General features: G+C 46.5%; 15 protein-coding genes. 6 read left to right on the top strand and 9 right to left on the bottom strand.

Annotated elements, in window-relative coordinates:
- Positions 1-202 precede the first annotated feature (202 nt).
- Genes CL55_RS04000 through gloB form a run of 3 tightly spaced genes read right to left on the bottom strand, consistent with a single transcriptional unit; the run spans position 203 to position 4340 of the window.
- Positions 203-2086, bottom strand: a complete 1884-nt coding sequence (locus CL55_RS04000) for a propionate--CoA ligase (protein ID WP_046329968.1) — start codon at positions 2084-2086, stop codon at positions 203-205.
- 35 nt (positions 2087-2121) lie between these two features.
- The gene (locus CL55_RS03995; protein ID WP_237150533.1) at positions 2122-3549 is read right to left on the bottom strand and encodes a transglycosylase SLT domain-containing protein; all 1428 of its coding nucleotides are present in this window, start codon (positions 3547-3549) and stop codon (positions 2122-2124) included.
- Positions 3531-4340 carry a hydroxyacylglutathione hydrolase gene (gene gloB, locus CL55_RS03990; RefSeq protein ID WP_082091888.1) on the bottom strand — a complete coding sequence of 270 codons (810 nt, stop codon included), beginning with the start codon at positions 4338-4340 and terminating at the stop codon, positions 3531-3533. Before gloB ends, CL55_RS03995 begins: the two co-directional genes overlap by 19 nt.
- A 6-nt stretch (positions 4341-4346) precedes the next feature.
- On the opposite strand from gloB, the gene CL55_RS03985 reads away from it, so the two are divergent.
- The 5 genes from CL55_RS03985 to dnaQ all read left to right on the top strand — a co-directional run bounded on the left by CL55_RS03985 (position 4347) and on the right by dnaQ (position 10864).
- Positions 4347-5162 carry a class I SAM-dependent methyltransferase gene (locus CL55_RS03985; RefSeq protein ID WP_052728747.1) on the top strand — a complete coding sequence of 272 codons (816 nt, stop codon included), beginning with the start codon at positions 4347-4349 and terminating at the stop codon, positions 5160-5162.
- Positions 5163-5166: 4 nt separating this feature from the next.
- Positions 5167-5622 (top strand): ribonuclease HI, encoded by a 456-nt coding sequence (gene rnhA, locus CL55_RS03980; RefSeq protein ID WP_046329965.1) that lies wholly within the window; start codon positions 5167-5169, stop codon positions 5620-5622.
- A gap of 114 nt (positions 5623-5736) precedes the next feature.
- Entirely contained in the window at positions 5737-7056 is a 1320-nt protein-coding gene (locus CL55_RS03975; RefSeq protein WP_046329964.1) for an efflux RND transporter periplasmic adaptor subunit, read from the top strand.
- Positions 7053-10151 carry an efflux RND transporter permease subunit gene (locus tag CL55_RS03970; RefSeq protein ID WP_046329963.1) on the top strand — a complete coding sequence of 1033 codons (3099 nt, stop codon included), beginning with the start codon at positions 7053-7055 and terminating at the stop codon, positions 10149-10151. Before CL55_RS03975 ends, CL55_RS03970 begins: the two co-directional genes overlap by 4 nt.
- Entirely contained in the window at positions 10151-10864 is a 714-nt protein-coding gene (gene dnaQ, locus CL55_RS03965; protein ID WP_046329962.1) for a DNA polymerase III subunit epsilon, read from the top strand. The genes CL55_RS03970 and dnaQ overlap by 1 nt, the downstream gene beginning before the upstream one ends.
- On the opposite strand, the gene CL55_RS03960 is transcribed toward dnaQ, so the two are convergent.
- Genes CL55_RS03960 through CL55_RS03950 form a run of 3 tightly spaced genes read right to left on the bottom strand, consistent with a single transcriptional unit; the run spans position 10851 to position 14748 of the window.
- Positions 10851-12896: an O-linked N-acetylglucosamine transferase, SPINDLY family protein gene (locus tag CL55_RS03960; protein WP_205621293.1), complete on the bottom strand. Its 2046-nt coding sequence runs from the start codon at positions 12894-12896 to the stop codon at positions 10851-10853. The two genes, dnaQ and CL55_RS03960, sit on opposite strands and share 14 nt — an antisense overlap.
- A gap of 26 nt (positions 12897-12922) precedes the next feature.
- Positions 12923-13582, bottom strand: a complete 660-nt coding sequence (locus tag CL55_RS03955) for a SprT family zinc-dependent metalloprotease (protein ID WP_046329960.1) — start codon at positions 13580-13582, stop codon at positions 12923-12925.
- Between the two features lie 44 nt (positions 13583-13626).
- Positions 13627-14748 (bottom strand): NADH:flavin oxidoreductase/NADH oxidase, encoded by a 1122-nt coding sequence (locus CL55_RS03950; RefSeq protein ID WP_046329959.1) that lies wholly within the window; start codon positions 14746-14748, stop codon positions 13627-13629.
- Positions 14749-14900: 152 nt separating this feature from the next.
- On the opposite strand from CL55_RS03950, the gene CL55_RS03945 reads away from it, so the two are divergent.
- Positions 14901-16421, top strand: a complete 1521-nt coding sequence (locus tag CL55_RS03945; protein WP_046329958.1) for a CoA-acylating methylmalonate-semialdehyde dehydrogenase — start codon at positions 14901-14903, stop codon at positions 16419-16421.
- A 90-nt stretch (positions 16422-16511) separates the two neighbouring features.
- Here the strand turns inward: CL55_RS03945 and CL55_RS03940 are convergent, their stop codons facing one another.
- The 3 genes from CL55_RS03940 to nuoN form a co-directional block, all read right to left on the bottom strand.
- Positions 16512-17039, bottom strand: coding sequence for a DUF1178 family protein (locus tag CL55_RS03940; protein ID WP_046329957.1), 528 nt, complete (start codon positions 17037-17039; stop codon positions 16512-16514).
- A gap of 60 nt (positions 17040-17099) precedes the next feature.
- On the bottom strand, positions 17100-17702 hold the full coding sequence (locus tag CL55_RS03935) for an NUDIX domain-containing protein (RefSeq protein ID WP_046329956.1): 603 nt from the start codon (positions 17700-17702) through the stop codon (positions 17100-17102).
- A 105-nt stretch (positions 17703-17807) separates the two neighbouring features.
- Positions 17808-19313, bottom strand: a complete 1506-nt coding sequence (gene nuoN, locus CL55_RS03930) for an NADH-quinone oxidoreductase subunit NuoN (RefSeq protein WP_046329955.1) — start codon at positions 19311-19313, stop codon at positions 17808-17810.
- Positions 19314-19320 lie beyond the last annotated feature (7 nt).

Below are 19320 nucleotides of genomic sequence, written 5' to 3'. Positions count from 1 at the left end.
ACACCCCAAAAAGACCAACCCAGGACTGTTTGTGCGGGAGGTGAGTGTCTTTAAGCGCTAGGGTAATTTATTAAGTTTTGAACCGGTCAATCATACCAGTTTTGCTTATAAACCCTTGGATTCCCAGCCAATTGGGCTTGCAAGCTAATAAGCCCCTGAGTCACATAACAAAGGGGCTTATTTTGATGCTGCCAAGCTAGGTTTAAGACTTGGCGCTTTGCTCGATGATGGTCTTAATTTGGGCCAAAACAGTTTGATCTTCCATCGTGCTGATGTCACCAGGATCGCGCCCTTCAGCTACAGCTTGGAGAGCACGGCGGACGATCTTGCCTGAGCGGGTCTTGGGCAAGGCTGTGACTACATAAACCCGACCAGGACGAGCAATCGCCCCTAGAGTGGTGTCTACAGTCTTCATGCACTCCGCTTCAAGAGTGGCTGTATTAGAGGCATCCTTTGGAATCACAAAGGCAATCGCAGCCTGACCCTTTAACTTGTCCTCAATACCCACTACTGCCACTTCTGAGATATTTGGGTGGCTAGAGATGCTCTCTTCAATTTCACGGGTGCCTAAGCGATGACCGGCAACGTTTATCACGTCATCAGTTCGGCCTAAGATAAAAAAGTAGCCATCCGCATCTTTGATACCCCAGTCAAAAGTAGAGTAAATCATCTTACCGGGGATAGTTTCCCAATAAGTACTCACAAAACGTTTGTCATCACCCCAGACAGTTTGCATGCAGCCTGGAGGCAAAGGACCTTCAATCGCAATAACGCCCTTTCGATCTGGGCCTAACTCTTCCGAAGTCGCATCATCTAATAACTTCATGTTGTAACCAAATGATGGGACACCAGGTGAGCCAAACTTGTGTGGCATCACTTCTACCCCACGCTGAATTGCCAACATCGGCCAACCAGTTTCCGTCTGCCAATAGTTATCCACGATCGGCTTCTTAATCGCATCATGAATCCAGGTTGCCGTTGGCTCATCCAAAGGCTCGCCTGCCAAGAACAAAGCACGCAAGCTCGAGAGATCGTATTTAGTTAAGAAGGCAGGATCTTGTTTCTTGAGAACACGAACTGCAGTTGGTGCAGAGAACATGACTGATACTTTGTACTTCTCAACCAGTTCCCACCAAATACCTGCATCAGGACGCAAGGGCGTGCCTTCGTAAAGAATGGTTGCCATGCCGTTGATCAATGGTGCGTAAATGATGTAGCTATGACCCACTACCCAACCAATATCTGATGTACAGAACATGGTCTCACCCGGGTTACCACAGAAGATGTGCTTCATGGTGGAGGCCAAGGCGACTGCATAACCACCGGTGTCACGTTGCACGCCTTTAGGTTTACCAGTAGTACCAGAGGTATACAAAATATAGGAAGTATGGGTTGCATCCACCCACTCAATCGGTACTAAATCATTGAGGTGCTTTTGGCGCTCAGTTACGTAATCCAAATCGCGACCAGCCACTGTGGTGAACTCAGTGAGGCCACGATTCATAATCAGGACTTTCTCGGGCTTGTAGCTTGCGAGCTTGATTGCTTCATCGAGTAAAGGCTTGTAAGGAACCGCTTTACCACCTCGCGCGCCCGCCTCTGCAGTCACAATCATTTTCGGTTTTGCATCATCGATACGTGATGCCAGGCTATGCGATGCAAAGCCACCAAACACTACAGAGTGAATGGCACCAATGCGTGCACAAGCGAGCATAGCGAAACAGGCCTCAGCAATCATCGGCATATACATCAGGACGCGATCGCCCTTTTGAACACCGTTCGCTTTGTAGATGGCTGCAATACGATTAACTTCTTCGTAAAGCTCTTTGAATGTGTATGCTTTTTCTAGATTCGTTTCTGTTGAAACAGCGACTAGAGCAATCTGATCAGCACGATCTTTGAGGTGACGATCAACTGCGTTGTAGCAGAGATTAGTTAATCCACCCTCAAACCATTTTGCAAACGGGGGGTTTGCATAATCCAGAACCTTATTAAACGGTTTTTCCCAATGAATGAGTTTTGCCTGCTCTCCCCAGAATCCATCTGGGTCTTTAATGGAACGTTCGTGTTCTGATTTATAAGACATGGTCAACCTAAATAAGTAAATTAATGTGTCTGGGTTTACTGAATCTTGCTAGCTCCCTTACTAGTTGAAGCCTTGGGAGTCGAGCTAGTTGTATTCGAAGATCCATTTTTCGCAGATTTTGCAAGCCCTGTCGATGCGGATTTATGCTGATTTGCAGCATTATTTGCAGAAGAATTACCCTTAGTGGCAGCTTTTCCAGTCTTTACCACCGGGCACTTAGCCCCTTTTGCACAATTTTTAGGCGTTGACGGTGCTGACTTAAGCAAATTCAGACTGCCATTTTCTGCCAATGCTACCGAGATATCCCCAGGGCGATGGTTAGTTTTGGGTACTAAAACCGTTGAACCTGCCCGAATTCTCATACCTTTAGGTATGCCATTGACCGCTCTTAAGGTTTCGGCATCAACACCCAGTGTTTTTGCAGCCTGGTCGACTGATTCTGTCTTACTTACCTGTACTGCAGTCCAAGAAGATAGTGGCTTAGTGTACTTCTTGAGATTTTCTTGAAACACCTCGGCATGCCCAAACGGTAGCAAGATTTGCTGATTAGCATTACTCAAGATGACCGGCTTATTAAAAGAAGGATTCAAACTATGAAACTCGCTCTCTGGTATTTCGCTTAACTGAATTACTAGAGCCACATCAATATCAGACCCGACATCCACGGCAACGAAATAAGGATGGTTTTCTAAATCTGGCAGAACAATGCCATAGGCTTTGGGATCCAAAACAATCTGCCGGTAGGCCATTAACTTTGGAACATAGTTGCGAGTCTCATTGGGCATCTTGAGACTTAGGTAATCGGTAGGGAGTCCAGCAGCAAGATTGCGTTTTTGCGCTTTTGAGACATTACCTGCACCCCAGTTATACGCAGCTAAGGCGAGATCCCAACTGCCAAACTGCTTATGTAAACGTTGCAAGTAATCCAAAGCAGCATCAGTAGATTGCAAGACATCTCTACGTTCATCCCTAAAGACGTTTTGCGTTAGCCGAAAATCTTTACCGGTTGCAGGCATAAATTGCCACAAGCCCATGGCCTTTGCGCTGGATTTGGCGTGCGTCACAAATGCGCTTTCGACAAACGGAAGCAAAGCGATCTCGGTTGGCATCTTGCGTGCATTGACCTCTTGCACGATATAAAACAGATAACGTGATGAGCGAGCCATTGAGCGTTGAACATAGTCTGGGCGTGCGCTAAGCCAACGTACTTGCTCGATCTCCAGCGGCGTGTTCATGGGCTCCATCTCGAAACCATCTCGAATCCGAATCCAGAGGTTGCTCGATGGTGCGTACAGATCGCTGACAGATTGATCTTTTAGGTTTACCCGCTTCGCGTTAGAGGCGCGCGGATCCTGACGTGTCGGCACATCCGAGGACCAATCTCCAGTACTAGCGCAACCTGTTAGTACCGAGATCAGCAATATCGCCGCATAGCGCCACAACATCAGAACCGATCCTTCCATGCCCGAATTACCGCCAATACATGAGCAGGCGTGGGTAGAGATTTTTCACCCGAGACCTCAAGGGCCGCATCGATGACCGCCTGTTGATCACAGCGCATGAATGGATTGACTTGCAATTCTTGCCCAATGGTCGTTGGTAATGTTGGTAGCCGTTGATCGCGCAGAGCTTTAGCCGTTTCCGCCCAAGTAATCAGGTTGGAATTGTTAGGCTCAACCGCCAGCGCAAAGCGAATATTGGATAAGGTGTATTCATGTGTGCAATACACCAGAGTGTTTTTGGGTAAGGCGATGAACTTCGCGAGAGACTGGCTCATCTGGGTTGGAGTGCCCTCAAACAAACGACCGCAACCAGACGCAAATAAGGTGTCGCCACAGAACAGCATAGGCTCAACTACATTGGCCTGCATGTTCGCAAAGTAAGCAATGTGACTCAAAGTATGACCAGGCACTTCGTAAACCTCAAGGCTAATACGTGGTGCAGCAACTTCGATCTTGTCACCCTCCATCACGGCATGCGTACGACCTGGAATATCAATTGCCGCAGGGCCGTAAACCGGGATAGACAAGCCAAGGGTATTCAATAAAGTCAGAATGCCCCCGGTATGGTCTGCATGGTGATGGGTAATTAAAATACCAGTCAGAGTCAGCTTGTTTTGCTCGAGATATTGCAGCACGGGGGCAGCATCACCTGGATCAACAATCAAGGCGGACTGGCCATCGTGGATACACCAAAGATAATTGTCATCAAAAGCCGGTATCGGCCAAACTTGCAATAAAGTATTCTTCACCATAGACCCATGATACCAACCCCACCCACACCTTCTCAGATGCCTGCACCACCCTGGAGTTCCTGGGAAAAGTGGCTTCAATCACCTCCAGGGCGCTATGTACTGGCCTGGGAGCAGAAATGCTTCAATCAGATCGTGGCTGATGTATTTGGTTTTTATGCCGTGCAAATTGGTTTGCCGCAAATGAACACCTTAGCAGAAAACCGCATGCCCTTGCACGCCCTCCTCATTAATACTCATGATCGCCAAAAACAGGTTGGCCAGTTCAAATGGCATCAGATTGAAGGCAACGCTAATGAACTGCCTTTTGCTTCTGAATCCATCGATTTATTAGTAATGCCACATGTCTTGGAATTTGCCGCCGATCCTCATCAAATTCTCAGAGAAGCTGAACGCGTCCTTCGCCCTGAGGGCCGCTTGATTATTTCTGGATTCAATCCGGCCAGTCTTTGGGGCATGCGTCAATATCTCAGCAGATTGATCGGTAGCCCCTATTTACCAAGAGATGGTCAATTTATAGGCTTACTGAGAATTAAAGATTGGTTGCAACTATTGAATTTCTCACTCGATAGAGGCCATTTTGGCTGCTACAAACTGCCCTTGAGTGGTGAGTCAGGCATGGCTAGAATGGACTTTATGGAGCCTGCTGGCAACCGCTGGTGGCCTATTTTTGGAGCTGTATTCTTAGTTTCCGCCATTAAGCGCCAGCAAGGTATTCGCCTCATCGGACGGGTCCAAGGTCTGCGCATCCCAGCCATTACTCAATTGAACCCGGTAGCTGAAAGTCGGCAGCAGTTAGCAAACAAGCAAGACCGAGTAAATTAACAGCATGTCTGATACCAAACCACTTCCTCACATTGTCATTTATACCGATGGCGCCTGCAAAGGCAATCCCGGTCCTGGCGGCTGGGGCGCTGTCTTGCGATCAGGCGGCCATGAAAAGCATCTTCATGGTGGCGCCGAACATACCACCAACAATCGGATGGAAATTAGCGCCGTCATTCATGCGCTGCGAGCACTTAAACAAACTAGTTCGGTAGAACTCTGGACCGACTCCCAGTATGTGCAAAAGGGGGTGACGGAGTGGCTGGAGGGCTGGAAAAAAAGGGGGTGGAAGACTGCTAGCAAAGATCCCGTCAAAAATGCCGATTTATGGCAAGAATTAGATGCCCTGATACCCGATCATCAAATTAGTTGGCACTGGGTTCGTGGGCATAACGGCCACCCTGGTAATGAGCTCGCAGACCTATTGGCAAATAAAGGTGTGGAAGAATTTCTGCCCTAAGCTAGGCGGTCGCTCACTGACCCCATTTTTGCGGTCTTATGAGAGAATGAATCCATTCAAGGTCGATGAAAAGTTGACCGCTAAACCCATGTAAAACCAAGAAAAAACGAGACCGTGTCAAAAATTGAATCTGCACTCGACAAGGTAGTCGCTAAGCTTCCAATACTCAAAAACTGGGTCATGAGTCGCCTCTGTACTCTTTGGAAAAAAATTTCTCCGTATCTAAGCCAGTTAAGAAAAATAAACTACGCCACAGTCAAAGCATTCACCCTGAAATATAAGTGGCGCATTTTGATTGTGCTGCTGATTTTGTACGCTGGATCTAAAACCTATGACTATTATTTTCCAGTCAGTACCAAAACTGGTGGCGGCACTCAAACTATCACTAGCGTCATAGTTGAGAAGAAAAATATCCCACTCATTATTGAAGCCACTGGCACGATTATTTCCAACAGCATCGTCGATATTCGGCCAATGACTACAAATACGGTCAAAACAATTCACATTAAAGATGGGCAAGAAGTTAAAGAAGGTCAGCTGCTCTTCACTCTCGATGATCGTAACGATCGCGCGAATTACGATAAATTAAAAGCGCTAGCGGATGATGCTCAAAAGCAATACTTGCGCGCTCAAGAGTTGGTTACTAAAAACTTTATTTCCAAGGCGGGTTTAGAAACCTCTCTTGCCAATGCAAAGTCTGCTCAGGCAGCCGCTCGGTCTGCTGAAGTTCAACTCTCCTATGACTCCATTCGTTCACCGATCGCGGGACGAGCCGGCATCATCAACGTATTCCCAGGATCACTGGTACAAGCCAGTAACGTAGTAACAACTGCAACTAGCTCTACTGCAACTTCGAGCGTTGGGTCCATGGTGACTATTACTCAACTTAATCCCATCAATGTTCAGTTTGTGGTGCCTGAGAAAGATATTCCCCTATTGATGGAAGGCAAGCAGGCCGATACCCCGCTGAAGGTGAAAGTAAGCGTTGGTAACAATGCGGCATTTGTTTATGAAGGTGAAGTACTGGTGATTGATAACCAAGTGGACCCCAGTATTGCGGCAGTGAGGGTACGTGCTCAGATACCTAATGAGAAGATGACTCTTTTGCCTGGTCAATTTGCCCGAGTCTCATTGAGTGCCAATACCATTAAAGATGCGATTGCAGTCCCATCAGAGGCCATTGTCATTAGCCCAAAAGGTCGCCTGATTTATCTTGTGGACAAGGATGACAAGGTTCAACCTAAGCCCATCAAAGTGGTTTATGAATACCAAGGCACCTCTGTCATTAGTGGTGTTGATGCAGGCTCCCGAGTAGTTATTGAAGGCAAGCAAAACCTGCGTCCTGGTAGCAAGATCCGAGAAGCAAAAAAGGCAGCTGCTACCGCTCCTCCAGCTAAAACAGCGGCACCCTCTCCCGCACCCGAGAAAAAATGACGCTCTCTGAATTATGTATTAGACGCCCCGTAATGACGGTGCTGCTATCTATTTCCACAGTGATAGCAGGCACCGTTGCCTATTTCAACATTCCAGTCGCAGCACTTCCCAGTTTTAATACACCCGTTATTTCAGTTAGCGCCAGCCTTCCGGGAGCAGCGCCAGAAAACATGGCATCCTCTGTGGCATTGCCACTTGAGAAAGAGTTCTCAACAATTGATGGCATCAAGGTCATCAGCTCAACTAACACCTTAGGGTCTACTAGTATCACCTTGGAGTTTACGAGTGAGCGAGATATTGATAAAGCTGCAGTAGACGTGCAAGCAGCCTTACTTCGTGCACAGCGTAGACTGCCTATTGAAATGACGGTTCCCCCTTCTTATCGAAAAATCAATCCTGCCGATACCGCGGTCCTTGTTATTCGAGTGAGCTCTCCATCGATCAGCCTTGCTGAAATCAATGATTACGCAGAGAATCTTCTAGCTCCAAATATCTCGACTATTAGCGGAGTTTCTCAAGTGCAGGTGTACGGTGCCAAGCGCTATGCTGTTCGTGTCAGCGTTCGTCCTGATGCTTTGGGCAACCGCAATATCACCATGGAAGAGTTGGCCACTGCGATTAACAAAGCCAATACCAATAGTCCAGTAGGCACCTTAGATGGGCCACGTCAACTGATTACCATTTACGCTAATCCTCAATTAGTGAAGGCAGAAGAATTTGGCAACCTAGTCGTCGCCCAGCGCAATGGCTTACCGGTGTATCTTCGAGATGTTGCAGATGTACAAGAAAGCTTTGAAGATGTGAGAACTTTTGCGACATCGGGTGGGGAGCGCTCGATTGCCATTGGCATTTTGCGGCAACCAAATGCTAATACAGTAGATCTAGTTAAAGCAATCAAAAAATTATTGCCTAGACTTCAAGAGCAAATGCCAGCATCTATTAAGTTGACGCTCATCAACGATAGGTCCCTATCCATCATTGAAGCAATTCATGATGTCAACATCACACTAGCCTTAACTATTTTGCTCGTTGTATTGGTGATATTTTTATTCTTAAAACGCATCTCTGCAACCCTCATCCCCTCGATTAGCCTGCCAATTTCCCTGATCGGTGCATTCTTTTTGCTCTACATATTGGGCTACAGCTTAGACAATATTTCGCTGCTAGGAATTACCTTGGCAGTTGGTTTGGTGGTAGACGATGCGATTGTTGTTCTTGAGAACATCATGCGCCACATTGAACGAGGCATGGATCCCCTCAAGGCCTCACTCAAAGGCAGCAAGGAAGTGGGATTCACAATCGTCTCTATCTCCATATCTTTAGTGGCAGTATTTATCCCTCTCTTCTTTATGGCCGGTCCAATAGGCCTACTCTTTAGAGAATTTGCTGTGGTAGTTTCGCTCTCTATCTTGGTATCCGCGGTGGTTTCTCTCACCATAGTGCCACTGCTCTGTAGCCGTTTTTTACCCAAGCCTGGTGATCATCCAAAAGAGTACGCCATCACCAAACAGTTTGATCGGATTTTTGACTGGTCTCTAAAGACCTATGTTCACTATTTGGATCTAGCATTACTTCATCGTAAAAAAGTATTGTGGGGGGCAGTTGCTAGCTTCTTCATCACCATTTACTTATTTGCAAATAGTCCTAAGGGCTTCTTTCCTGAAGAAGATATTGGACAAATCACTGCCACAACGGAAGCTTCAGAAGATACCTCTTTCAAAACCATGTTGGAGCTTCAAGATCGTGCAGCAGAGATCGTCAATAACGATCCCAATGTGGCCAACTCGATCTCCATCTTAGGGGGCGGTCAAAGCGCAGGTAGAAATACCGGTCGTTTCTTCATCATCCTGAAACCTAAGGGCGATCGAGAAAAGATGAGTAAGGTCATCGAAGGCCTTAGAAATAAATTCAAAGATATTCCAGGCCTGCAGGTTTATATGCGCCCGGTTCAAAACCTACAACTCGGCGGTAGAAGCAGTAAGAGCCGCTACCAATTTACGCTTCAAAGTGTAGGCTTTGAAGGTGTGAATGAGTGGGCTGACAAGATGACAGATAAGATCCGCAGCAATCCGATCTTTAGGGATGTCACGAGCGATTCCAAAATGAAAGGTCTTAATGTCAAGATTGAGATCGATCGTGAAAAAGCTGCTAGTGCTGGCGTAACAATCGCTGATATTCGTGGTGCGCTTTACAACTCATTTGGTGAACGCCAAGTGTCAACTATCTATACACCAGTCAACACCTATTACGTCATCCTAGAAACTGCTGAGGGTGACCGTCAGTTTGAAACTGACTTAAATAAGGTCTATGTCAGAGGTCGCGCAACTGATAAGCTGATTCCTCTCTCCAGTCTGGCCAGTTTTGTTCGCACCGTTGGTCCAACAGCCGTGAATCATCAGGGTCAAATTCCGGCGGTGACTATTTCCTTTAACCTGGCGCCAGATGTGTTCCTAGGTGATGCAACCAAGGCAATTGATGGGTATGAAAAAGAGATCGGGCTCCCGCCTTCAATCATTACCAGCTATGGCGGTGATGCCGCGGTGTTCAAAGATAATCAGTCTGGCCAAGTCATCTTAATCTTGGCTGCCTTAGGCGTTATTTACATACTGCTCGGCGTACTCTACGAGAGCTACATTCATCCCCTGACCATTTTGGCCGGGCTCCCCTCAGCTGCGATTGGTGCGATTTTGGCTCTACGTATTTTTGGCTTTGAGTTAACTGTTGTTGCATCGATTGGCATCCTGCTCCTGATTGGTATCGTCAAAAAGAATGCGATCTTAATGATTGACTTTGCTTTGGATGCCCAGCGCAACCAAGGTATGTCACCAGAAAAGGCTATCCGTGAGGCTTGTATATTGCGCTTCAGACCAATCATGATGACAACGATTGCTGCCCTGATGGGTGCCCTTCCCATTGCATTAGGTTTAGGTGCAGGTGCCGAATTGCGTCAACCCTTGGGCATCAGCGTAGCCGGCGGTTTAATCTTCTCCCAGTTTGTAACGCTCATCATTACTCCCGTAATCTATCTGTATCTAGATAAATATGCGGGTAACGGCCCCCTTGAAATACCCCCATCCGTCTTAGAAGGTACCTAATGCGTCAAGTTATTCTCGATACCGAAACAACCGGCCTGAATCCCGCTACAGGCGATCGTATTATTGAAATTGGCTGCGTTGAGATGGTAGGTCGTCGCCTAACTGATCGCACCTTTCATTACTACATTAATCCTGAGCGTGATATCGATGCCGGAGCCTTTGCGGTACATGGACTCTCTCGTGAATTTCTATCTGACAAGCCGGTATTTTCAAATATTGTGGAAGAGTTAATTGAATTTGTTGATGGGGCTGAAGTAGTTATTCATAATGCGGCGTTTGACTTAGGCTTTCTCGATAACGAATTTGCACTGCTCAAGCGCCCGGCCTTTAGGGGTCTTGCCTCAAAAATTACTGACACCCTACTTGAAGCCCGCCAAATGTTTCCGGGTAAGCGCAACTCGCTTGATGCTCTCTGTGAACGCTTTGCGATTAGCAATCAACATCGAACCTTGCACGGCGCTTTATTGGACGCCCAATTATTGGCTGAAGTCTACGTAGCGATGACGCGTGGTCAAGAAGATCTATCGATTGACCTGATTGATTACACCGTTGGTACTGATGCTTCAGGACAAACCAAAGCTTTGCCAACAAAGCTAAAAATCGTAGCTGCGAGCGAGGAAGATTGTCAACTACATGAAAAGATATTGGCTGAAATTGCCAAGGCAAGTAAAAAGGATCTCAGCTGGAGTCTAGATGAAATTAAAGCAAGTTAGCCTTGTTTAACAGGTCAATATAGATAGCCTCTAAATCATTGACGTAACGCCTTGTATCAAATAGCGGAGATTGAGCACGGTTATCCTCTAAGCGCTGTCGAACAGCTTTAAGGGTCGAGGGGTTTGTTGCAAACTCTAAAGCCTTTGTAATGTATTCATCTTCAGAGTTGGCTATCAACTCGCTTAAACCTAGTGCAGTAATTTGACTTGCAGCAACCCGTCCCGCAAATGTATTTCCAATCTGCGTCAGTACCGGTAATCCAGCCCACAAAGCATCTGCAGTTGTAGCGTGGGCATTGTAATTTGGGGTATCTAAAAATAAATCTGCTAGTCGTAATCTACTCAAATGCTCCAATCGCCCCGGTGTCCTAGTGGCAAATATCAATCTAGAAGAATCAATCCCCCTTCTCTCAGCTTCTTGCTGTAGGTTGAATTGCGCCGTGATTGAAGGCTTTGAAAGCCACAAAACACTACCTGGTAAATCCCTGAGTAATCCCATCCATACGTCAAAAATAAGTGGCCTGATTTTATAGGCATTATTAAAACAAGCAAATATAAATCCAAGCTCTGGAAGACCTTGGCTAGCCCTTGTTGGCAAAGGGCCAAAAGATCCGACTGAGATACTTGTATCGACTGGGAAAAAAGAATTTGGCAGGTAAGCGATGGGCTCAGAGTAATAACTCTGATGCTCTTCAGGCACTACAACCTTATCAGCAACTAATGCATCATAGAAATTAGTCCCTGATGTGCCAGCGTAACCCAAATAATTGATCTGAATTGGCGCAAGTTTTCTTGCAAATAAAGCCGTTCTTGCACCACTAGTATGCCCATTGAGATCAATGGCAATATCCAGGCAATTTGAAAGAATTAAATCAACTGCTGCTTGATCGCTAGTATTGTGCAAATCAATTACACCATCAAAACTAGCAATTAAACGCTGTTCAAGCGCATCCCCGCATGCAGGATTTAAAAAGAATCCGAAAATTTCAAATTTCTCGCGATCATGCAACTTGAGCAGATTTTCTATCAGGATGCCAACAGGGTGATCTCTAAAGTCTGATGAAAAATATCCAATTCGAATTTTATTGTCTGATCTTTTTTGTTGATTCCCAATTCTAGAAATGTCAAACTTTGGAAATCTATCCTCAGAAAAATTCTTGGCACAAATTTTTTGCAAAACTAAATTAGCCGTAGTTTGTAATAAATTAAAGGGGATTGTTGGAAGTTCGCCCTTCGCAACTAAATCCAAAAGCATCTGCTCAGAAGGACTGCCATCCCAAGCACAAAGAGTTGTCTTGGCGACGAATAGCTGACCCATTAAGTATGGGACGTCTGGTTTGATGCTAAAGGCTTTGTCATATGCATCTAGAGACTCATCGACTTTCTTTAACTCTAGCAGAGTATTTCCATAATTAAACCAAGCTTCACCGAAGCGGGCATCAATCTTAAGAGCCTCCTCATGAGCGGATTTAGCATCTTCGTATTTATTTAGCGCAAATAGGGCATTTCCATAATTGGTCCAAGCTTCAGCATACCCAGGATTAAGCTCAAGAGCTTTTTGATAGCTCACAACAGCATCTTTAGAAAAACGTAAATCAGAGAGCAGATTTCCGCGATTGGACCAAGCTAAAAAATAATCTGGTTGAATTTCTATGGCCCTGTCAAACAATGCCCCTGCCTCATCATAAAACTTAGACTTAGCCAATGCTGTTCCCATATCTGTCAAAATTTGCGCATTATTAGGAATCAAGCGATCTAACTTTTTATAAGTCTGAATTGCATCAGCATACAGCCCTGCCCCATGCTGAGCTTTTGCAAGATTCGACAGAAGCTCAGGATTTTTTTGATCCTGCTGAGATGCCGCATATAAAGGTGGCACTGAGTCAGCTATACGCCCCTGCATAGCCAAGGAAAGCCCATAAACTTGAAGTGCCACCAAATCCCTCGGTTTTGCCTTCAAGATCATCTTTGCCAACCTCTCGGCCGTATCTAAATGCTGCCCTTGAAATGCTTGAAGCATTTGCTGGGTCATTGATGAGTGAGCCTGATTCATAGTCATCAGCTAATCGCTCGACGAATCTCATCCACCATACGTTTAGAGCCAGTAACAGACTCTGTATCGTGCTCAGTTGTATTTTCGATCGTCTCGATCAGCGCTTCTTGCATTCGAATATTGTCTTTTGGGCAAATAGGTGCGCCATAAGTTGCCCACTTCTTCAGTAGTGTCACCTCATATCCACACTGGCTACATTTGGCTTTATTGCGACTCGCATTACTCGGCCTTGGAGGCGGAAAAACAATTGCCTGATGTGGATATGGCCCAAGCTCTTGACTGATCATCATGAGACGCACCACCAACTCTTCGGTTGCATGTGCCATTCTGGCGGGGCCTTCCAAACCAACAGTCTGAGCAATACCCTTGAAGTCCTCACCATGGCCGCTGAAGCAATCGTCCACGGCATGGCACAGCTCATGCACCAAGGTGTCTAATAACTGAACGGGATCGTCTAACTTAGGTGAAATAAAGATCTCGTTAACTCCACCACCAGAGCGCTCGCGTGGCCAACATTGTCCCAGCGTTGTTCTCGGACTACTAGAGGCCGGGAAGCCACAAGACACTCTCACTGGGGGTATGGCATATCCCGCCTTTGAGAATACAGGCTCCAAATGTCTCACAGCATCTTCTAACCAAGATTCTCTTAGGGAGTGTTGTTTCATTTATAGATCACTTCATTCAATACGGTTATGTTGTTTGACAGGAATTATCGCTGCCCTACTTTGACATCGCCAAAAATGGCTTGAGCTTCACGCGGTAAACAGCGCCAGTAACGCTCATTTGAAGGCACGATGCCACCCAAGGCAGCAGCAGCTTCCCAGGCCCAACGGGGTTTATACAAAAATGCACGTGCTAGAGCGATTAAATCTGCATCCCCTTTTTGCAAGATATCTTCAGCTTGCTGAGGGTCGGTAATTAAGCCAACTGTCATCGTTGGAATACCAGACTTGTCTTTCACAATCTTGGCGAATGGCACTTGGTAATTTGGCCCAATCGCAATCTTTTGCAATTGAGAAATCCCCCCTGACGAAATATGAACAAAATCACATCCCAAGGGCTTCAGTCGAGTAGCAAAATCAGCTGTTTCTTCAGGCGTCCAACCACCCTCAATCCAATCGCTTGCAGAGATGCGGATACCTAAAACACCTTGATAGGCTTTTCGTACCGCCGCAAATAATTCCAATGGGAAGCGGATGCGGTTTTCATAAGAGCCGCCATATTCATCCGTCCGTTGATTGGCGATCGGCGACAAAAACTGATGCAACAGATAGCCATGGGCACCATGCAACTCAATGCCATCAATCCCAATCCGCTCAGCGCGCTGCGCAGCAATAACAAATGCAGTAATGAGCTCGGCTAACTCTGTTTTTGAGAGCTCATGCGGCAAGCGTTCATCCTTGAGCTGTGGGATGGCTGAAGGGGCAACCATATCCCAGCCACCCTGCTCTTTAGAGAGTAGTTGACCACCAGCCCAAGGGCTTGCACTTGAGGCCTTGCGACCAGCATGCGCCAGCTGAATAAATACCGGGGTAACTGGAGCTAAACTCCGGGCTCTCGTCAGCTTGTCTTTCAGGGCTGCTTCTGTGCGGTCATCCCATAGACCTAGACATACAGGCGTAATCCGCCCTTCAGGGGTCACACCAGTGGCTTCGATAATGAAAAGTCCTGCGCCGCTATTCAGGAGATTGCCCCAGTGCATTAGATGCCAATCCTGAGCCTCTCCATTGACTGCAGAGTATTGGCACATTGGTGCCACAACCACCCGGTTTGAAAGGGTCAAAGACCCCTTGGGGGACCCAAGAACATAACTGGAAAATAAAAGACTCATTTGATTACCTTTAGGGCTGGAAAAAAGCGTAAAACTAGCTAAAGCGATAAAATAGACTCAGTAGAATAAACGAGACCACAAAGTTGTGCGGAATCTAGTCCAAGCACCTTTATTGAACCTAAAACCAGACAATAGAATATTAAGTAAACACTATGAGCGCACCCCAAGCATTCACATCAAAAGAAGATATTGGCCATTTCGTTGGCGGTAAAGTCGTCAACCCGAAAGATGGTCGTTTCGCCGATGTATTTAATCCCTCCACAGGCGCTGTCGCAAGACGCGTAGCTTTAGCTAGCCGTAAAGAGGTTGATGATGTTGTAGCAAATGCTCAGGCAGCATTCCAAACTTGGAGTCAGACCTCACCATTGCGCCGTGCCCGCATTATGTTTAAGTATCTTGAGCTACTCAACGCGAACCGTGATGAGTTGGCCGCCATCATTACTGCTGAACACGGCAAAGTATTTACTGATGCCCAGGGTGAAGTTACCCGCGGTATTGAAATTGTGGAGTTCGCTACCGGCATTCCAGAACTACTCAAGGGCGATTACACCGAGCAAGTGTCTACAGATATTGATAACTGGGTGATGCGCCAACCTTTAGGCGTGGTTGCTGGTGTAACGCCTTTTAACTTCCCGGTGATGGTGCCAATGTGGATGTTCCCAGTCGCGATTGCCTGTGGCAACTCCTTCATTCTGAAGCCTAGCCCTACCGATCCATCTGCATCCTTGTTCATGGCCAAGCTATTAAAAGAAGCTGGCTTGCCTGATGGCGTATTTAACGTGGTGCAAGGCGATAAAGAAGCTGTGGATGCTTTGATTGAGAATCCCGATGTCAAGGCAGTGAGTTTTGTAGGCTCTACCCCCATTGCCAACTACATCTATGAGCGTTGCGCGCACTTTGGTAAGCGCTCCCAAGCATTAGGTGGCGCTAAGAATCACATGGTGGTGATGCCTGATGCTGATATCGATAAAACGATTGATGCTTTGATTGGTGCAGCCTATGGCTCTGCTGGTGAGCGTTGCATGGCAATCTCAGTAGCGGTTTTGGTTGGTGATGTTGCCGAGAAAATCATGCCAAAACTCATCGAGCGTACCAAGACCCTGAAGGTAAAGAATGGTATGGAACTCGATGCCGAAATGGGTCCTATCGTTACTAAAACTGCTTTAGAGCGCATCACTGGCTACATTGATAGCGGTGTTGCTTCTGGCGCAAAGCTACTAGTAGACGGTCGTGGTTTGAAGGTAGCGGGCCATGAGAATGGCTTCTTTATTGGTGGCAGCCTTTTCGATAACGTTACCTCAGACATGAAGATCTACCTAGAAGAAATTTTCGGGCCAGTACTCTCCTGTATGCGCGTAGCGAACTTCACCGAAGCCCTCAATTTAGTGAACTCTTGCGAGTTTGGTAATGGCGTAGCCTGCTTTACGAGCGATGGCAATATTGCTCGTGAATTTGCGCGCCGCGTTCAGGTGGGCATGGTTGGTATTAACGTACCTATTCCAGTTCCAATGGCTTGGCATGGTTTTGGTGGTTGGAAGAAATCCCTCTTTGGCGATATGCATGCCTACGGCAAAGAAGGCGTTCGTTTCTATACCAAGCAAAAGAGTGTGATGCAGCGCTGGCCTGAGAGCATTGCTAAGGGCGCAGAGTTTGTGATGCCGACTTCGAAGTAAGCATTAATCATTAATCCGCAGAGAGTACCTGCAGATAACAATATCGACCTTCGGGTCGCTATTTTTTTTGGGGAATTAGGAGGCTACTGGCTATTGCAAGGTGTTTTTGAAGGCGGGCATGATAGGCATTGCCAATACCTCAATCCCCTCATCTCGCAAAGCCTCAGCTTCATCAAGAGTGGTTTGACCACGAATGCTGCGCTCGGGTGACTCTTTGTAATGAATCTTTCTAGCCTCTTCTGCGAAAGAGCTTCCAACATCTTCAGATTTACCCATTAATTCACGCATGCCTTTTAAAAAAGCTGCCTGTACCTGTGCCTCTAACTGAGCATGACCGCTACCAGTCAAAGCAAGGACATCACCACTCAATGTGCCGCTGACACCGGCATGAACAGTTTCGGCTGAGCTTGCGACGGTTAGCTCAGTTGAAGTCGGGACCTCTTTACTAGATCCTGATTTAGCAATATGTGGTGCCGATGGCATCCGGGAAATTTCCGTACTATCGCAAATAGGGCACGCCAGCATCCCCTTGTCTTGCTGAGCAAGACAATCCTCCTCAGAGGCAAACCATCCCTCAAAGCGATGAGACAGAGGACAAGCGAGGTTATAAACTTTCATAAGACCTATATAGGGGCAAAAATACCAAATTCAATAGCCCTATTTTAAGGGATAGTTGAATTACCCCAAGATTGCCTTAGGACTTACTAAACCACGACGATAGCGATCCAACCAATAAGTCGCAATGGTTGTCTTCACGTCGGTAATCTCTCCCTGCTCTACCCACTCTAATAATTGCTCTAGAGGGGCAGCAAATACGTCTAAAAACTCTTCATCATCTAAGTGGCTTTTGCCGGACACCAAACCCTCAGCGAGATAGATGTCAATAAATTCTGTCGAATAGGAAATCACGGGATGGATACGGCGAATAAAACTCCACTTACTTGCAGAGTAGCCCGTCTCCTCTTCAAGCTCGCGTTGGGCGCAAAGCAATCGATCCTCACCAACTTCCAGCTTACCCGCAGGAATCTCAATACAGGCCTTTGCAATGGGATAGCGATATTGGCGCTCCATCAGCACCCTACCATCATCCAAGATTGCCAGAATAGCGACTGCGCCAGGGTGTGTAAGATATTCACGTACAGCCTGATTTCCATCTGGCAAGCTAACTTGATCGCGTTTCATGTTCAAAAAGATGCCGCCATAAATATCCTCACCAGATAAGCGCTCTTCCCTCAAATGGGCTTCACCAATTGGCAGGTCTTTAAATGATTTTTCAGTCATGGTGCGTCTTTCATTAATTGAACGTCCATCATACAAAATCTAGGTGACAGCAAAGATAAAGGCTCCTATCAGGAGCCTTTATTACTAGCTAAATGATGATTTTAACTAAGCACCTAATAAAGTGCGGCGCATGGTGTCTAAGCAAATCGCCATTAGGCTAGCTGGCAAAATTCCTAAAGCTAGAACCAATATTGCATTCAAGCTCAATAATCCACGAGCAAAGCCAGATCCAGAAATCTCACCAGCATGCTCTTCTTTTGGCTCATCAAAGTACATCACCTTAACAACTCGCAAGTAATAGAACGCACCAATCAAGGATGCGATCACCGCAATCACTGCCAAGAAGGTATGCTCACCATCAACCAAAGCTTCAAGTACGCCAAGTTTGGCAGCAAAGCCCACTGTTGGCGGAATACCAGCTAAAGAGAACATCATGACCAAGCCAATAAAGGCAAACCAAGGATGGCGCTTATTTAGCCCCTTGAGGTCGTCAATAGTTTCGCAATCATGGCCCTTGCGTGACAACATCATGATGAGGCCGAAACTACCTAAGGTAGTTAATACATAGGTAATCACATAGAACATTGACGCGCTAAATGCATGATCATCAAACACGGATAACATACCCAGCAACACAAAGCCCATTTGCGCAATCGCAGAGTAAGCCAGCATCCGCTTGATATTGGTTTGCGCAATAGCAGTGACGTTTCCGACCACCAGGGATAGAACAGCAAGGATCACTAGCATTGGCTGCCAATCACCCATTAGCGGTAACAGTGTATTTACTAAGAGTCTAAATAGCAGGGCAAAAGCAGCTAGCTTAGGTGCAGCGGCAATCATTAAAGTCACCGCTGTCGGAGCGCCTTGGTATACATCAGGAACCCACATATGAAACGGCACAACCCCTAACTTAAAGGCCAAGCCAGAAACAATAAATACCAAGCCAAAGGCCATAACCAAATGATTTACACGAGGATCCGCGACAGTTCTAAAGATCTCAATTAAATCGAGCGAACCAGTTACGCCATACAACATAGACATGCCGTAGAGCAAGAAACCAGATGCCAGGGCTCCAAGGATGAAGTACTTAATGCCCGCCTCAACACTCTTCTCGTTGCTGTGACGCATCGCAACCAAAGCATAAGTTGGTAAAGCCATCAGCTCAAGACCTAGATAGAGTGTGAGTAGGTTTGCACCGGAAATTAATACAAATTGACCTAATAGGGCTAGCAAAACCAAAACAATAAAGTCAGGACGGAATAATGCGCGATCAGTCAGATATTGCTTTGAATACACTAAGCTCACCAATACTGCAGCACATGAACATGCTTTCAGGAGGTTTGAGATAGGATCCGACTGAAATAAGCCGTTCATAGCTACGATAGATACATCCCCTATGCGAGCCATGAATGCAAAAATCAAATACACCAACAAGATGATGGTGAAAAAGTAAACAAAACCAACACCACGTGGCGTATGGAATATATCCTGCTCCACTCCAGGGCTTGCTGGCTGACGCTCAGGTACATAAACACTCGCTACCAACAACAGGCAGGCGACTACCAGTAAAACGAGTTCCGGCAGGACGGCGTATAGGTCAAATGCTTGCATTAGCTTT

The sequence above is a fragment of the Polynucleobacter duraquae genome, from assembly GCF_000973625.1.
Lineage (GTDB): Bacteria > Pseudomonadota > Gammaproteobacteria > Burkholderiales > Burkholderiaceae > Polynucleobacter > Polynucleobacter duraquae.
The sequence above is the reverse complement of the archived record's forward strand: the minus strand, read 5'-3'. Positions and strand labels throughout refer to the sequence as shown.

Excerpts from the sequence above, each read along its gene's own strand:
- CL55_RS04000 (WP_046329968.1), bottom strand. The coding sequence starts at position 2,086 with ATGTCTTATAAATCAGAACACGAACGTTCCATTAAAGACCCAGATGGA.
- CL55_RS03995 (WP_237150533.1), bottom strand. The coding sequence starts at position 3,549 with ATGGAAGGATCGGTTCTGATGTTGTGGCGCTATGCGGCGATATTGCTG.
- gloB (WP_082091888.1), bottom strand. The coding sequence starts at position 4,340 with ATGGTGAAGAATACTTTATTGCAAGTTTGGCCGATACCGGCTTTTGAT.
- CL55_RS03985 (WP_052728747.1), top strand. The coding sequence starts at position 4,347 with ATGATACCAACCCCACCCACACCTTCTCAGATGCCTGCACCACCCTGG.
- rnhA (WP_046329965.1), top strand. The coding sequence starts at position 5,167 with ATGTCTGATACCAAACCACTTCCTCACATTGTCATTTATACCGATGGC.
- CL55_RS03970 (WP_046329963.1), top strand. The coding sequence starts at position 7,053 with ATGACGCTCTCTGAATTATGTATTAGACGCCCCGTAATGACGGTGCTG.
- dnaQ (WP_046329962.1), top strand. The coding sequence starts at position 10,151 with ATGCGTCAAGTTATTCTCGATACCGAAACAACCGGCCTGAATCCCGCT.
- CL55_RS03960 (WP_205621293.1), bottom strand. The coding sequence starts at position 12,896 with ATGACCCAGCAAATGCTTCAAGCATTTCAAGGGCAGCATTTAGATACG.
- CL55_RS03955 (WP_046329960.1), bottom strand. The coding sequence starts at position 13,582 with ATGAAACAACACTCCCTAAGAGAATCTTGGTTAGAAGATGCTGTGAGA.
- CL55_RS03950 (WP_046329959.1), bottom strand. The coding sequence starts at position 14,748 with ATGAGTCTTTTATTTTCCAGTTATGTTCTTGGGTCCCCCAAGGGGTCT.
- CL55_RS03945 (WP_046329958.1), top strand. The coding sequence starts at position 14,901 with ATGAGCGCACCCCAAGCATTCACATCAAAAGAAGATATTGGCCATTTC.
- CL55_RS03940 (WP_046329957.1), bottom strand. The coding sequence starts at position 17,039 with ATGAAAGTTTATAACCTCGCTTGTCCTCTGTCTCATCGCTTTGAGGGA.
- CL55_RS03935 (WP_046329956.1), bottom strand. The coding sequence starts at position 17,702 with ATGACTGAAAAATCATTTAAAGACCTGCCAATTGGTGAAGCCCATTTG.
- nuoN (WP_046329955.1), bottom strand. The coding sequence starts at position 19,313 with ATGCAAGCATTTGACCTATACGCCGTCCTGCCGGAACTCGTTTTACTG.